Here is a 15,502-nt window from a genome sequence, read left to right on the forward strand (position 1 = left end):
CACTCTTCAGTTATCTGTGCCGCCTTGCTTCTAGTCGCTTTGATCAGCAGCGCACTTGTGCATGCAAAGCAGAATAGCCCACACCGCTTTATCGGCAATGTGACGCTTGTTACCAACTATCAAGACAGCGGAAATACATGGCTCAATGGTGGGCTGGGACGTTTTGGACAGGGTGACCAGGATAGCTCGGTTTCAGGCCTATTTGAATCAAATATCGAGTATCGGTACCGGCCTTCTTCTGCCTTTCAATTGAGTACTCATATCCAAGCACAAGGTACGAGTAATGATAGCTCCGTTCGCTCTCTTGGGGTGATAGAGTGGAGCGCAAGGTATCGTCATGATATCGACTTCAATCAAGCGCTTAGTGTTAAGCTGGGCCAGTTTTTCTTACCGACCTCAATGGAAAATATAGATCGCTTCTGGGAATCCCCTTATACCATTAGCTACTCTTCGCTCAATAGCTGGATAGGTGAGGAGTTTCACCCTATCGGCTTAGACATGTCTTATCGTTATCATTTTGATAGTGGGCCAGAGTTATCGGCAGCTGCAACGATCTTTGGTGGTAATGATTCAATGGGCGCTTTGTTGGCCTATAGAGGTTGGACTTACGGGCGTCAGCGCACGGTATTGGGTGATGTATTGGCCTTGCCTGAGCTCAGCAACCTTCAATACGGGCAGATTTTTGCGGGGCAGCGAGATGACGGTACTAAACCTTTTGGTCTAGATCTTGATGGTCGGCCAGGGTATGCGCTGAGGTCATCACTGGCTTTGGATGAGCTGAATATAAAGCTCACTTGGGTCGATAACCGGGGCGATACGACACTTCTACATGCAGAATATGCCTGGAAAACCCGCTTTGCTATGGCTGGCTTGGCTTGGCGTATTAGTGAGGGCTGGGAGTTCTTATCGGAAGCCTCTCAAGGCAGCTCTGAAATGGGAGCGGGTCCTGGCATTGATATAGATTTCTACAGCCTGTACGGCATGTTTTCCTACCGTCTGAATGACTATCGAATCAGCTATCGCTATGACCAGTTTGGTATTGATGACCAAGATCAGATGGACCAAGAAAATAACGAGTTTGGGCGTAGTCATACCTTAGCGTTAATGTGGCAGGAAGAAGACAGTGCGCTGCGCTTAGGGGCGGAAGTCTTGTTCCTTAAGGGTAAGCGATACCGCGTACTTGAGGGCCCGCAAGTCTATCGTGACAGCGATTCTATTAGTGTCAGTATGTTGGCTCAGTATACCTTCTAGAATATGCGAAGGCTCAGCAAGCCAATAAATGGAAGAGCCTTGCTTTCATTGTGAGTTAGGGGACTAAAATTACTTTACCAATATTCTTGCGTTGCTCGATATGCTCATGCGCTTTGGCTGCATCCTTGAAGGAAAACGTGCTATCGACATGAGGCTTGATCCAGCCTTCAGCATAGCCTTTTAGTATCTCTTTCATCCAGATATCAATCTTCTTATGTTCATGCCATAAATGCCCCATATTGACACCATATACGCCTTTGTTCTGATCCATTAAACCAAAAGGGTGATAAAAAGGTGTTTGCACAATCATCTTAAGCATATTCAACTTGCCTTTGATTCCCGAGTCGGACACAGAGGAAATACCAAACATGCCTAGTCGGCCGGTGTTAGCTAAGGCACTGTAACTTTTTTTCAGGTTATCGCCGCCAATAGGGTCTGTGATCAAGTCGACACCGCGGCTATTGGTGAGGGCGAGAAGTTCTTTCTTCCAATCCTGGGTACGGTAATCTATTGCGTGATCCAAGCCCTTTTCTTTTAAGAACTTGTGCTTCCTTGAGCTAGCAGTACCATAAATTGTAGCGCCAATATGCTTGGCGATTTCCAGTGCAGCAAGACCGACACCACCTCCCACATTGTGAATGAGAACGCTCTCATGAGCTTGTAAGCCTCCCATCGCGACGAGTAATTGGTAGGCGGTAAGGTAGTTTACGGGGATTGCTGCTGCGGCTTCGAAGGAGAGCGTTTCTGGTTTATCAAATACTTGTTGTAGGGGCACTGTGACTTGCTCAGCTTGGCCGCCAAAGCGTGTTAAGGCGATAACTTCCTTGCCTAGCCAGGATTCATCTACGCCTGTGCCGATAGCATCAATGACACCCGATACTTCATAGCCAACGGTACAAGGCGTTTTCGGCGCATCAGGGTAGAGGCCTTGTCGAGCCAAAATATCAGCAAAATTCAATCCCGCAGCTTTCACTGCAATACGAACTTCCTTATCACCAGCCACCAGGTCGGCAGCCTCTTGAACTTGTAATACATTTGCTTTCCCGCTATTGCTTATGATGATTTTTTTCATGATGCGCTCCTTGAACTTGACTGGTGCTAAAACTAACTCAGTTCAGAGAATGAGAAAACCCTTACTTTTCGGAATGGTGTTTTCAATAATCTGGTTCAAACTCGAATGAAGCGAAAAGTTGGTCTGCGTAGTTTGTTAGTTCAAGTGTTGCTGCGTGAGTTTCATAGCGTCGGCTTAGCGTCGTGCTGATTAGTACGTTTGCGAAGCCGGGGTGAGGACAGGTCAGGGTGATACTGTCTATCAGCGCTGGGCCGGGCTTTGCTCGACCTCGCCAGTCTTCGCTATTACTGGTTTGACGAATGCATAATTCGCCATAGCGTGTATCAATGGCTTGTGCCTGGTGATGGAGGACTAAACCTTTTGGCTGCCGTTCTAATTGCAGGTGGCGCTTTAGTGCCTGTAAGTGCGCGTTGGCACTCGAATACATACCGCTTCTTGGGCCGCGAGTTAAGGTGACTAGAATGGAGTAACTATCGTCTTGGTTTAATTGGCTGAGTTTCAGACGATGACTTGTGCCATATACGACTGCAAACCAGGGTGTTTCTGTAGGCACTTCAAAAGAGAAAGTAAAGCCATCAACACGCTGACCGGGTTTAATGTTGGTCTGATCAAAGCTGGCGCAAGCTGATAAAAACAGTGCTAATAGGACTATTGAGCGCTTTATTATTAGCGTTATTGGCTTATAGGAAGTTAGCATCTGCTTACTTTAGCATTTAGGAGGTGTTCCATCTAGTTTAGTTGCCAGAATGGCGTTTAATATTTTGGCCTATTGTAATGTAAATCGTGTTGGCCGACTTTGCATGCGACCCACTATATTTGCTAGGCTTCTCGTGAATTCAATCATTAGCAAAAGGAATTTGCGATGCCGATAAATTGGAAAGACCTGCCCGACGTGTCTCCTCATGATGCCCAAAGGGAAGTTAAGAATCACAGCCCCTTTCAGGAGAACGACCTATGAATATGGACACGGCGCTTCACGCCCTAAAATCTTACTTTGGCTATGATGCCTTTCGCCTCAATCAGGCGGGTGCCATCGAACGTACACTTAAGGGCCAGTCTAGCCTGGTGATTATGCCTACCGGTGGTGGTAAGTCTATTTGTTACCAGCTGCCCGCTGTCATGCTGGACGGTTTGAGTATTGTTGTCTCACCTCTTATCGCACTAATGCAGGATCAAGTCTCAGCACTTCAACTTAGCGGTATTCAAGCTGAGGCGCTAAATAGTGCCTGCAGCAGTGATGAGGAGCAGATGATTCGAACCCGAGCGGAAAGTGGTGCACTTAAGCTTTTATATGTATCACCCGAACGCGCTGTTTCAAGAGGTTTTTTGAATTGGGTGAGTCGTTTGAATATCGTGCAAATTGCCATTGATGAAGCGCACTGTGTTTCAATATGGGGGAATGACTTCCGTCCTGAATATACTCGCCTAACCGAGCTGATACGTTTGTTCTCCAATGTGCCGGTAGCCGCCTTGACTGCAACCGCAGATACTGCGACACAGCAAGATATTCGTCAGCAACTAGGCTTGGTCAACTGCGAGACCTTTGTATCCAGTTTTGAGCGTAAAAATATTGAAATAGAGGTCTTGCCAGCTAAAAAACGAATTCAGGTGATCTACCAGTTTCTGCAAACGCAAGGCAAGGAAGCCGGTATTATTTATTGCTTGAGCCGCCGCAGTACCGAAGAAACGGCAGCGAAATTACGTGATGCCGGATACATTGCCGAGCATTATCACGGAGCGATGAATAGTGAACGTAGGGCAGAGGTGCAAGACAAGTTCTTGCGTGATGATATCCAGATAGTCTGCGCTACCATCGCCTTTGGTATGGGTATCGATAAACCGAATATTCGCTGGGTAATTCACTATAACCTGCCAAAAAATATTGAAAGCTATTATCAGGAAATGGGCCGTGCCGGGCGAGATGGCGAAGAGGCCAAAGCGCTACTGTTTGCAGGTTTTGGTGATATGAAAACCCTGACAGGCTTTATCGAAGATAGCGATGCCGATGAGCGCTTCAAACAAGTGCAATTAGCCAAGCTTAGCCGGCTTTGGGAGTTTACCCAAACGCTTTCTTGTCGTACCAATTTTGTTCTGAATTACTTTGGTGAGCATCGAGAAGAAGGTTGTGGGCACTGCGACCACTGCATTCATCCACCCAAAAGCTTCGATGGCACAGTCATCGCTCAGAAAGCCCTGTCTGCTTGCTTTAGAGTTCAGCAGCGCAATTTGGCTGTAGGTATTAATATGTTAATTGATATCTTGAGAGCTTCATCGAGTCGCGCGGTATTGGAGTCGGGTCTAAATACTATCAAGACCTACGGCGCAGGTAAGGACATCGCCTGGAAAGACTGGTCTCACTACATTACACAGCTGATTGATCGCGGCTATCTATCACTCGACTTTTCTCAAGGCAGTACACTGCATCTGACGGACTTATCGATGGCTGTTTTGAAAGGAGATAAGACAGTTCAGCTATGTGAGCCTGTAGATTCAAAAATCAATCAGGTTGAGAAAAAAGTGAACAAGCACGCCGATCTTAGCGAGGCTGAGCATCTTTTGTTTGAGGCATTAAAAGGGCTCAGAAAAGAAATTTCGCAGAAGGATAAAGTTCAGGGCTATACCGTTTTTTCAGATGCAAGCTTAAAAGATATGTCTCGGCTTAAGCCTGGGAACTTAGCCGCCTTCTTGACGGTCAGCGGTGTGGGGGATCATAAGTGTGAGAAGTATGGTGAACCCTTCGTTGCCTTAATATCCAGATTGGTTGATGAGAGTGATCGCTTACTTATTGATGGGCCTGTGCGGAAAAAGTTGCCGCCTAAACCTGCGCGTAGTGACTTTACTATGGCGAAACTAGGCGATACGCATCGAGAGACCTTTTCGCTCTATCAGCAAGGGCAGTCACCCAATGAGATCGCCAAAACGAGAGGTTTAAGTAAGTCTACGATAATTAGCCATATATATCGTCTGGCTTTTCATGGGGAAGACGTTGATGTCAGTACGATGATATCGCCAGAACAAATAGCGGGTATTCAGGCACAATGGCTAAGCTTGAACAAGCCTGAACGAATCAAACCAGTATTCGAGGCCTTGGGTGAGGGCTATGACTGGGAACAGATACGTTACGCGGTATGTTTGAGCGATACAGAGGTTTAAACCTAGTAGCTCTCTATAATGTCATAGTGCAGTTGCCCGCCTTTATTATGGCTACGATATAGGTGAAATTGATTAATCTGGTAAGGCCAGGCGATGGGCTCTTGATTGACGAATGCGTCGATATAGGCCTTATCCATACTGTGCTTACAGTGCGCCAACGTGATATGTGGGGTGAACAGACGGGAGTCGATTTTGATGCCCGCTTCGCGTAGTGAGTGGCTAATCATTTTTTGCAGCCGAGCTAAGTCATCATTCAGGGCGAGCCCGAGCCATAAAATGTTCTTACTCTTTTTAGGGGAAAAGACTCCGGTTTGAGTGAAGTGAGTACTAAAGGCATTGAATTGGATATTCTGCAGTGCTTGGCTGACCACCTTAGGCTCTGCTTCACCAATAAACTGTAAGGTCATATGCAAGAGTTCAGGGCGAAGTAAGCGAGCGCCCTCAGCTGTTGGCGGCTGATACTGTAACACTTCAGCTTGTGTTGTATTTGATAAGGGGGTTGCGATAAAGAGCCTCATAGCTTTTCCACTATTCATTATCTTGTGAGAAATATCCCGGACAGTCTGCGCCACATGCCGGGCACTTAGCTTTGCCTTGATTCTGCTAGCTAATTACTTTTTCCTTTTATCAATGGCCTCTATACTTATCAGTATTGGGGTTAAGTTTGTCAATCTCAATGTGCCGAGTCGATTTCCCTTGCACAAACGGAGGGCTTCACCTATGAATTTGAGTCGTTCTCCTGCCGTGGCAGGACAGTTTTACCCGTCCAACCCGCAGCAGCTGCGCGCTAATATTGATGACTGTATGAAAATCGCCTTGTCGGTCTTGCCAGAAGTACCGGCAGCTCAGCCAAAAGCGATTATCGTGCCTCATGCAGGGTATATCTATTCAGGTGCGGTCGCTGCCTCGGCTTACGCGAGTTTGCTACCCTATGTCGATAAAATCAAACGAGTCGTTCTCTTGGGGCCATCCCATCATTATGGTTTTAAAGGTTTGGCCAGTAGCCACTTCCATAGCTATGAGACTCCCTTGGGAATGATCGAACTTGATTACCTAGCGACCCAAAAACTTGAGCTTAAGGGGCTAGCTCAAACGCTTGACCAGGCCCACCTTCAGGAGCATAGCCTCGAAGTTCAATTACCTTTTCTACAAGCGCTATTAGGCGACTTCAGTTTGCTTCCCTTAGTTGTTGGAGATGCGGATAAGCATCAGGTTGCCAAGGTGATTGATTCCTTATGGGGTGGCGAAGATACCTTGTTTGTCATCAGTTCTGACCTGAGTCATTTTCTGAGCTACGAAGTCGCTAGTAAAAAGGATAGCAAGACTGCCGAAGCTATCGACACGCTTCAGGCAGACTTGATTGAATATGACGATGCCTGTGGCCGAAACCCGGTGAATGGATTACTTCAAATAGCACTAAAACGTGATCTGACGCCGCATCGCTTGGCACTGTGTAATTCAGGTGATACTGCTGGAGATAAAGATAGAGTGGTTGGCTACGGTGCTTGGAGTTTTTCCTAAGCTAGCGTATTTATAAAAGGAGAAAGGCCTTGAATGAACAGCATCAGCAGCAACTGATCGCTATAGCACAAGCATCTATCAGGCATGGTTTAGATCACGGTAGGCCTTTGTCCGTTCAAATGGGTGACTATGATGCTGAGCTAGTAAAAGAGTTTGCCAGCTTTGTTACATTGAAAATTAGCGGAGAATTACGCGGCTGTATAGGTTCTCTTCAGGCTTATCGGCCTCTAGTGCTCGATATTGCAGAGAATGCTTACCGTGCAGCATTTAATGACTCCCGCTTTTCGCCTATGTCACAGAGCGAATACGAGAAACTCCAATATCATATTTCTGTACTAAGCACCCCAGAGCCGATGCAGGTGAATTCAGAGCAAGACTTACTATCTCAACTACGTGTCGGTATAGATGGCCTGATATTGACGTTAGGTAATCGAAGAGCAACTTTTCTACCCTCTGTCTGGGAGCAGCTGCCAGATAAGTCTGATTTTTTAAATCACCTTAAAGCCAAAGCTGGATTGACGTTGGACTATTGGAATGAATCAATAGAACTTGAACGTTACACTGTAGAGAGTTTTGGTGATTAGCCCTATAGATAAGGATCTTATTAAGATAGTATTTATGACTGTTCGCAATTAAGCCCTGCCGGAGAGTCCTTTTGTTATCATCACTTTTTTCTAGAAAGCGTCCCAACAAAAAAAACGACATGCTGAATGAAGGTCTTCAGTTAGCCATGGCTTTTGGTAAGAACTGGCAGGTATCAACACAGGAACGCTTCGCTAAAAAATACCCAACTCTCTCGGCCACGGAACTGGACGAATATAATCAACTGTTTTTATCAGCGCTTAAATACGCCCATGACACAGCTTTTGTTTTGGCGACCAACTTTAAAGCGCATAACAATATCGAAAAGTTTAAGGAAATATATTGCGCAAAGTACAACTGGGTGTCAGAAGAAAATCTAAAGCCTTTATATAAACAAGGGCTGTATTATGTCGAGCGACAATTGGGCTAAGAGTAAAAGCAGGCGTTTTTACTCTTAGTCTAAATATCATGGCCCTAAATATCATTTTTCCACTTTATCTTATTCTTCTTAGCTCTTATGAAAAACGCGATATCGTTGTTTACCCAGTTCTTTATCTTAGGTTGCACTAGTTTTGGTGGGCCAGCCGCTCACTTAGGCTACTTTCGTAAAACCTTCGTTGAAAACAAAAAGTGGATTTCCGAATCTTCATATAGCCAGCTAATCGCTTTAAGCCAGTTTCTACCTGGCCCCGGATCTAGTCAGGTAGGATTCGCTATAGGCCTTCATCGTATGGGCTTACTTGGAGGAGTCTTGGCTTTTGTAGGGTTTACCCTGCCTTCTTTCCTAATCATGCTGCTAGTAGCCGTGGGTTTAACGAGCTTTGGTTCCAACGCTATTCTAGATTCTCTTATTCACGCATTTAAGTTACTTGCAGTTGCGGTAGTGGCTGACGCAGTATTATCGATGGGGAAGTCCTTTTGCCAAACTAAAACAACGCAACTACTGGCATTCGTTACATGCCTCATCATATGGCTTTTCCCCATTCCGTTTGTACAAATACTCTGTATTTCGGCTGCCGCAATGTTTGGTTTATTTTCTTTACGTAGCAAGTCTGTAGAGAAAGCTGGCCGTATCGGTTTGTCATTTTCATTCAGTACATTATTTTTTATTGTGCTCTTCGTTGTGTGCCTATCCGGCGCTCTAGATGGCTTTGCCTTGTTTTCTGAAACCTTCCTCGCTGGTAGTTTAGTCTTTGGTGGTGGCCATGTGGTGCTGCCTTTACTACAAGATTATTTCGCCCAATCCATAGGACATGAAAGCTTTATCACCGGTTATGCGGTCGCCCAAGCGTTGCCAGGGCCCTTGTTCACTTTCGCAACGTACTTAGGGGCGATGAGTTACGAGAGCCCGCTAATAGGCGCATTTATTGCTACATTGGGGATTTTCTTGCCGGGGTTCTTACTTGTCTTAGCGTTTAACCAACACTGGAAAGTTTTGGCCGAGCATCCAAGAGTGTCGGGTGCCATTGTGGGTGTTAATGCAAGCGTGGTGGGTTTATTAGCAGCAACGCTCTATAGCCCTGTATTTATTACTTCTGTAAAAGAGCCTATAGATATGGCCGTTGTCGCAAGTATTTTTGTTTTACTGCGTTCCTTCAAACTGTCAATTATTCGGATCATTCTATTGGTTCTTGTTTATGGTTTGTTACGTGCTTGGTTTTCATAAAGTAGTGTAATAAGCAAAGCCACTAAACAATCGTTACTTCCACTGCCAGGGTTCTTCTTCAATGTATTTCTAGTCAAAGGTTGCACTATCTATTAATATATATATGTGCAACTTGAGGATGATTATATGGCCAACCCAAATGTTACGTTACGAGTTTCTGGCAGCTTACGCAGCCACTTAGAAGAATGTACCGGCTTAAACGGAGAATATGAGACTCCCAGTGAGTATTTACGAGATCTTATTCGTAGAGATATGGAGCGGAAAGATTCGGCTAAGTGGGAACGTGTTAGGTCTTCTTTAAATGAAGGCTTGAGATTTGAAGAAAGCGAATTTAAACCAATAAAACGAGATGAATTTAAAAATAGAGCTTTGAAAAGAAATGGCCTAAAAAATGACGATTGAAGCTAAATACTCCCCTTTAGCCATGGCTCAGCTAGATAGTATTTGGGATTATGGTTTTCAACGATTTGGAGAAAACCAAGCTGACAAGTATATTGATGGGCTTTTTGACGCTATAGATGAAATTTCAAACACCGGTAAACACAATGGTTTAAGACCCCGAGTTTTTCCTCTTGATATGATCTCAGACATCACAACTGAAAGTATTCATTTTACTCGTTATGAGAATGAGGTGATTTACCTGAAGGAGCTTAAAAGTGGTGGGGTAGGTGTCATAAGTATACTTGGTGTAAGAATGGATACGCCGAATAGGCTCAAGGAGATATTGGCTAACCCGTTATCGGTAATTTAATAAAGCTGCGTGCTCAAAGTCAAAAATCTGCGACAGCCTTAAATCAGGACAATGAGGCCATATTGATAATGGCCTATTAGGTGTGCCTGTGGCACTTTAACGGCCAAGCCGACCATGTCTGTTAAAAACAGGCTACGATTGAAAACTTCATACCCCTAGCCAGACATTGCTTACTTATACCTAGCTTTCCTCGCGATAGCATTCGCAGTGCTTTGATAAGGCGAAAACTCTTCAACATGGGTTTTGTTCTCTTTAAATTTTCCATGCTTGGCGACAGCTCGGTCCGGGTAGACTCTTCGGTGAGCCGGGTATTCCATGCTGAGTCGAGAGTATTGGGGTTGTGCTTGTTTAGATAGCATCCATTCTAAAAAATCTTGCGCGAGTTCTTTATTGTCGGAATCGGCTACGACGCCTGCGCCGGTGATGTCGATATGCACACCGCCGTCTTTCTGTTCAGGCCAGAAGAGTTCTATTTTAGAATTCGGGTGAGTCAAAAGGTGACGAGGCAAGTAATAGGAGTAGGCGATTGTTAGCTCACAAGCTCCTGTTTCCAGTGCAGTGAATAATTCCAAGTCGTCCGACATAGGTGAATGGACGAGATTGCTTACCCAGCCTTTCATTATCGTCTGCATTTTTGCTTCGCCATAACGGTGGCTTAGGTCTGCTAGCAGTGATTGGGAATACTCAGTTCTTGATGAGCGTAAACACAGCTTGCCTTTCCATTTACTATCGGCGAGAGCGGCGTAGGTGTTGGCATAAGTCTGCAGTTCAGATTCGCTAAGCTTTTCAGGGTGATAAGCAATCGCCTGGGCGCGTTTCGCTATTGCAAACCAGTCATCATCTTTTGAACGAAGGTGTTCAGGCAGTGTTTTTTTCAGGATACGAGAAGAGATACTGGCAAGCACGCCTTTTTGAGAGGCCAGTGACAGATTGAGTGCGCCTGTCGTTAGGAAGATATCCGCTGGACTTTCCTCTCCTTCAGCTTCGAGCTTTCGGATGAGTGCTTCACTACTGTTGTTAATGATGTAGCTGACCGAAACGCCTGATTCAGAAGCGTAGCGATTGAACATCGGTGTTAGATAACTCGCATTACGCGATGAGTACACCATAAGCTCTTCGGCTTGAGCGGGGGTGAAGCAGAAAGGAAGGCTAATACTTATCACCAGCAGTTTAAGTGGTCGAAAAAGTCTCATGTTTATGTCCGTTCGGGTGCGATGGTATTGAATAAGGCTTGCTTATGATGGGGATGCCCAGCGACGAATTAGGTTGTGATAAAGGCCGCTTAAGGTCGTGACTTGATTATGGTCAGAGCCAAGTTCCGCGCTTAGGTTTTGAATGCTTTGGTCGAGTTCATAAAGCGTTTGTCTTTGGCTATCTTCACGCACCATGCTTTGCGTCCAGAAGAACGATGCTAGGCGTTGCCCTCTTCTGACGGGGCTAACCTGATGCAAACTGGTGGAAGGGTAGAGCACCATATCCCCCGCTTCTAATTTGACACTTTGTATGCCGTACTGAGTATGAATTTGGAGCTCGCCACCTTCATATTCTTCTGGCGAATTCAGAAATAAAGTGGATGAAACATCGGTGCGCATTGTTTGAGCGGTGCCCGGTATTTGCATCAGGGAACCATCGATATGATTGCCGTAGGTTTCGCCTTCTCCGTAGCAATTAAATTTTGGCGGGAAGATTTTGTCAGGCAGTGCCGCAGAGATAAAAACAGGATGTTGAGATATCTTGCGCAGAATTTCACGGCCCAGTTGTTGAGCGGTGTCGCCCAGGTCATCGAGTTGACGATTGTGTTTGACGTGAATAGCGATGCCACCGGCGGTTTGGCTGCCATCACGCCACGAGGATTTATCCAGGGCACTTCGGAATTGCTTCACTTCTTCGCTTGATAACACTTTGGGAATGACGATTAGCATAAAGGAGTCCCCAGCTTTCTAAGGTTTGCATGACGAATTTCTTGGATTGTACGACAGCCCGTCATCGCCATGGTGTATTCAAGCTCCTCTTTGAGTAGCTTGATCAGGTGAGCGACACCTAAGGCACCGGCAATGCTTAAGGCATAGACTTGCAAACGTCCAATCAGAACGGCATCAGCGCCTAGGGCAATGGCTTTGAATATATCGGCACCACTACGAATGCCACTGTCAAAAAGAATCGGGTAGTCATCACCCAAGGCTTGGCGAATGTCGGGTAGTACCGTCAAGCTTGCGGGTACGCCATCCAGGGCTCTGCCGCCATGGTTTGACACGACGATCCCTGCGATGCCTAGATCTTTTAGGTAAGTAGCATCTTCAGTGCTCATAATGCCTTTTGCCCATACCGGGACATGGCTGATCGCAATGATTTTCTTAAGCAGCTCGAGTGAAACAGCCTTTTGAACATGCTGCTGGAAAATGCCGGCTGCTCCAGCGCTTTGAACGCCGTTATTTGGGTAGTCACTTAGGTTGACTGGCTGTAATTCTTTCGGCATTTGAAAGCCGGATCGTAGTGTTTGGTGGCTGGGTGCTTGTAGTGGTGTGTCCAGTGTTAGCATAATGGCCTGATAACCGCTTAGTAATGCTCGTTGAAGCAAGTGTAGCGTTGCCTCTTCACTGTCTTGTGCATAGAGTTGAAACCAGCGAATTGCGCCTGGCTCACTTGGGGCGGTTTCCTCTAGTTTAACGCTGGCTAAGGTGCTAGAGATTAAACCAATACCCATGGCATCGGCGGCATGCGCAGTGGCTAGCTCGCCATCCGGGTGTACGAGTTTTTGATAGGCGACTGGTGCGAGCATAAAAGGCACGCTCAAGTCTGCTTCAGCAAATTTGATATCTGTCTTACTAGTACTCATGTCTTGCAGCAGACGAGGCTGCAATGCAAGTTGTTCGAAGGCGCTGCGATTGCGGCGAAGACTTAGGTCTTTCCCACTACCGTTGGCAATATAGTTGAATCGGTCTTTGGCAATAAAGCGTTCAGCCAAGCTCTCGTAGTCCTGAGCGCAACAGACCTCCGCGGGAATATGATCCAAGGGGGCGAGTATCGTTGTTTCCTGCATCGCTATATATTCTCTTGATGATAAAAAGGGGAAAAGTGGGTGGCAGTTCCACCCACTTTTTAGTGCAAGAGGCTATAGACTAAAGTCAAGCGTCACGCGTGCGTTGCGACGGTCGCCGATGTAATTAAAGGCGCCGGATCGGTAAGCGGCCAAGTAATAATCGGTATCGAAGATGTTGCCGACATTAAGACGCAGGCTTAGGTCCTGGCTATGCTTGTAAGTCGCGAAGGCATCAAAGACTGTGTAACCTGGAATACCTCTTTCTTCATTCGCTGCGGTATCAGGTTGGCCGACAAAACGCTCGTCTTCATAAGTGGCTGTACCACCTATCGCCCATTGTGGCGTAGCCTGATATTTCACATGTAGCGAAGCAGAGGTATATGCAAAGTTTGCTAGGGTTTTTCCTTCATCCTCTTCGTTAATGGATTCCAATACTTCGGCATCCATCACAGCAATACCTGCAGACATACTGATTTTGTCAGTGATATTCCCCGTTAAGCCAAGTTCGATACCTTCTACTCGGTTCTTGCCTGTGTTCAGTGAGCCCAGCGTGCTATAGCTATCGCCAGAGGGGCTCTCCATCACATCATTTTTTGTGATGCGGAATAGCGCGGCTGTCGCAAGTAACTTGCCATCGTTTAATTGCCACTTCGTTCCAACCTCAATGCTTTGTGTTTTCTCCGGGTCACCTAATTGAGGGTCGCTGGCATCGACACAGATACCACCATAGCCACAGCTAGTGCCTACATCCGACTCACCACCATTCAAGTTGGTTGCAGTCGAGAAGCTGGCATAGACGTTTGCATTGTCCATAAACTGATAGCTGGCACCGATATGGCCGTTCCAATAGCCACCGTCGTCAGCAAATTCAGTCCACTCACTTTCTAAGGGGCCGCTTCGGCCATCCGGGTCATAGTTTGCGAAGGTGCTGTAGTCGTAATAGTCGTAACGAACGCCACCAAAGGCTGTCCAATTATCACTTAACTCGACGGTATCCATGAAATAGAGCGCAAGGGTTTCAACATTCCAATCTGAGTCTTTATCACCTTGGGCAATATCTCGTTGAATCAATGTATTGAGGTCTGTCGCGGTATTACCATTTTCGTCTGACCAACAATAGCCTTCCCCAACACCACGTCGACCTGAAGTGAAGCAGTTTGAGGCTCCTTCAGAAGTGTAGCTATAGACGCCGTTGATAACCGTTTGGTCGGTATATTCGACACCAATCACGATGTCATGAACTGTCTCGCCGAGTTCTTTTGTAGTCAGAAAATTAAATTGATTGGCAAAATAATCAACGTCTTGCCAGCCTTGATGAGTACTTAACGAAGCAGTTTCAAAGCCATTGGTATCATTCGTAGCATCATCAAGTGTTGGGTAAGCTGTTGTACCTCGGGCTCCTGTCGCAACATAACCATTCTCGGTAATACCGTAGCGAGTCAGATTCACAATGCTCGAAGTTGGGCTAAATTCATAACCAACACGCAGCGTTGCAGTACTGGTTTCAGATTTCAGAAAGTCCTCATCTTGCACATAAGAAGGGATATCTTTAACAGGTTTGCCGGTATCACCATCTATGTAGGTACCTAAGTCCGGGCTATCTTCGCCTCGGAAATGATAGACATCCGCAACGATTTCTAGCTGATCTGTTACCTGGTGAGATAGTGAGATTGCTGCACCTGCGCGATTTCGGTCAGCCGGGTCACGGTCGGGAACATTTTCACCTGACTTAAGCAGGTTAACACGTAGGGCAGTGTCATAATCAATGACCTGGTTGATATCAGCCGTGACGCGGTGGTGCCAATCGGTGCCGATACCGATAGAGCCTTTCGCAAAGTCATACTCGGTGCTTGCACGTTTGGTTGCCGAGTTCACCGCTCCACCTGTTGTGCCGCGCCCTGCAAAGCTCGCGCTAGGGCCTTTACTGATTTCAACTTGCTCAACAGCGAAACTTTCACGAATGGTCATGCCCGGGTCGCGTAAGCCGTCGACGAAGACATCACTGCGCGCTTCATGACCACGAATAACATAGCGGTCACCAAAGGCATTTCCGTTTTCGCCTGTTCCCAGGGTAATGCCAGGCTGACCATCCAAAATAGTGCGCAAGTCACTACGGCCAGACTCGGCGACCTGTGTAGTCGTCACAACATTTATTGTTGCCGGAGTTTCAGCCAGTGTTCTTGTTCGGCGAGGGTCAGAAAGGCGTTCCGCTAGGTAAGGGGAACCTGGTGTCGCATAAGGGTTTGTGTCGGGTGTGACAGACTCTTCAATTTTAAGCTTATCAAGCTTGATGCTTTCTGGAGTGGGCTCTTCAGCGCTTGCCATACCCGTCATTAGAGCACCGGATATCGCCAGGGCTAATGTTCCAGAAGAACGAGTCGTAGAAAAAGTTTTCGGGTTTTGTGTAGTGTGGTTTGTTTCCGAGTCTCGGGCCGGATTATTAATGTTGTGAGACATGATACTTCC

The 15,502-nt window shown here is 46.4% G+C and carries 15 protein-coding genes; 8 read left to right on the top strand and 7 right to left on the bottom strand.

What is annotated here, in order from left to right:
- The first annotated feature begins 57 nt into the window (after positions 1 to 57).
- Positions 58 to 1,251 (top strand): hypothetical protein, encoded by a 1,194-nt coding sequence (locus A3729_RS11535; RefSeq protein WP_156494821.1) that lies wholly within the window; start codon positions 58 to 60, stop codon positions 1,249 to 1,251.
- Between the two features lie 55 nt (positions 1,252 to 1,306).
- Here the strand turns inward: A3729_RS11535 and A3729_RS11540 are convergent, their stop codons facing one another.
- Together A3729_RS11540 and A3729_RS11545 are read right to left on the bottom strand one after the other, a co-directional pair.
- Positions 1,307 to 2,323 (bottom strand): medium chain dehydrogenase/reductase family protein, encoded by a 1,017-nt coding sequence (locus A3729_RS11540; protein ID WP_068513341.1) that lies wholly within the window; start codon positions 2,321 to 2,323, stop codon positions 1,307 to 1,309.
- 82 nt (positions 2,324 to 2,405) lie between these two features.
- Positions 2,406 to 3,020, bottom strand: coding sequence for a hypothetical protein (locus A3729_RS11545; protein WP_068509688.1), 615 nt, complete (start codon positions 3,018 to 3,020; stop codon positions 2,406 to 2,408).
- 257 nt (positions 3,021 to 3,277) lie between these two features.
- Here A3729_RS11545 and recQ point away from each other — a divergent pair, with 257 nt between their 5' ends.
- Positions 3,278 to 5,476 carry a DNA helicase RecQ gene (recQ, locus tag A3729_RS11550; protein WP_068633861.1) on the top strand — a complete coding sequence of 733 codons (2,199 nt, stop codon included), beginning with the start codon at positions 3,278 to 3,280 and terminating at the stop codon, positions 5,474 to 5,476.
- 2 nt (positions 5,477 to 5,478) lie between these two features.
- Here recQ and thpR read toward each other — a convergent pair whose 3' ends face one another.
- On the bottom strand, positions 5,479 to 5,994 hold the full coding sequence (thpR, locus tag A3729_RS11555; RefSeq protein WP_068633863.1) for an RNA 2',3'-cyclic phosphodiesterase: 516 nt from the start codon (positions 5,992 to 5,994) through the stop codon (positions 5,479 to 5,481).
- Positions 5,995 to 6,196: 202 nt separating this feature from the next.
- Here thpR and amrB point away from each other — a divergent pair, with 202 nt between their 5' ends.
- The 6 genes from amrB to A3729_RS11585 all read left to right on the top strand — a co-directional run bounded on the left by amrB (position 6,197) and on the right by A3729_RS11585 (position 9,996).
- Positions 6,197 to 6,997 carry an AmmeMemoRadiSam system protein B gene (gene amrB, locus A3729_RS11560; protein ID WP_068513332.1) on the top strand — a complete coding sequence of 267 codons (801 nt, stop codon included), beginning with the start codon at positions 6,197 to 6,199 and terminating at the stop codon, positions 6,995 to 6,997.
- 29 nt (positions 6,998 to 7,026) lie between these two features.
- Positions 7,027 to 7,581, top strand: a complete 555-nt coding sequence (amrA, locus tag A3729_RS11565; RefSeq protein WP_082880337.1) for an AmmeMemoRadiSam system protein A — start codon at positions 7,027 to 7,029, stop codon at positions 7,579 to 7,581.
- Between the two features lie 71 nt (positions 7,582 to 7,652).
- Positions 7,653 to 8,009, top strand: a complete 357-nt coding sequence (locus A3729_RS11570) for a hypothetical protein (RefSeq protein WP_156494819.1) — start codon at positions 7,653 to 7,655, stop codon at positions 8,007 to 8,009.
- Between the two features lie 87 nt (positions 8,010 to 8,096).
- On the top strand, positions 8,097 to 9,245 hold the full coding sequence (gene chrA, locus A3729_RS11575; RefSeq protein ID WP_068513329.1) for a chromate efflux transporter: 1,149 nt from the start codon (positions 8,097 to 8,099) through the stop codon (positions 9,243 to 9,245).
- A 126-nt stretch (positions 9,246 to 9,371) separates the two neighbouring features.
- Positions 9,372 to 9,647, top strand: coding sequence for a hypothetical protein (locus tag A3729_RS11580; RefSeq protein WP_068513326.1), 276 nt, complete (start codon positions 9,372 to 9,374; stop codon positions 9,645 to 9,647).
- Complete coding sequence (locus tag A3729_RS11585; protein WP_068513323.1) at positions 9,637 to 9,996, top strand: type II toxin-antitoxin system RelE/ParE family toxin; 360 nt, start codon at positions 9,637 to 9,639, stop codon at positions 9,994 to 9,996. Before A3729_RS11580 ends, A3729_RS11585 begins: the two co-directional genes overlap by 11 nt.
- Positions 9,997 to 10,166: 170 nt before the next feature.
- Here A3729_RS11585 and A3729_RS11590 read toward each other — a convergent pair whose 3' ends face one another.
- The 4 genes from A3729_RS11590 to A3729_RS11605 form a co-directional block, all read right to left on the bottom strand.
- On the bottom strand, positions 10,167 to 11,189 hold the full coding sequence (locus tag A3729_RS11590) for an extracellular solute-binding protein (protein ID WP_068633865.1): 1,023 nt from the start codon (positions 11,187 to 11,189) through the stop codon (positions 10,167 to 10,169).
- Between the two features lie 42 nt (positions 11,190 to 11,231).
- Positions 11,232 to 11,918, bottom strand: coding sequence for a Fe2+-dependent dioxygenase (locus A3729_RS11595; protein ID WP_068633867.1), 687 nt, complete (start codon positions 11,916 to 11,918; stop codon positions 11,232 to 11,234).
- Positions 11,912 to 13,036: an alpha-hydroxy acid oxidase gene (locus A3729_RS11600; RefSeq protein ID WP_068633869.1), complete on the bottom strand. Its 1,125-nt coding sequence runs from the start codon at positions 13,034 to 13,036 to the stop codon at positions 11,912 to 11,914. Before A3729_RS11600 ends, A3729_RS11595 begins: the two co-directional genes overlap by 7 nt.
- Positions 13,037 to 13,108: 72 nt before the next feature.
- Positions 13,109 to 15,493: a TonB-dependent siderophore receptor gene (locus tag A3729_RS11605; protein ID WP_068633871.1), complete on the bottom strand. Its 2,385-nt coding sequence runs from the start codon at positions 15,491 to 15,493 to the stop codon at positions 13,109 to 13,111.
- Between the last annotated feature and the right edge of the window lie 9 nt (positions 15,494 to 15,502).

The organism is Oleiphilus sp. HI0043 (genome assembly GCF_001634935.1).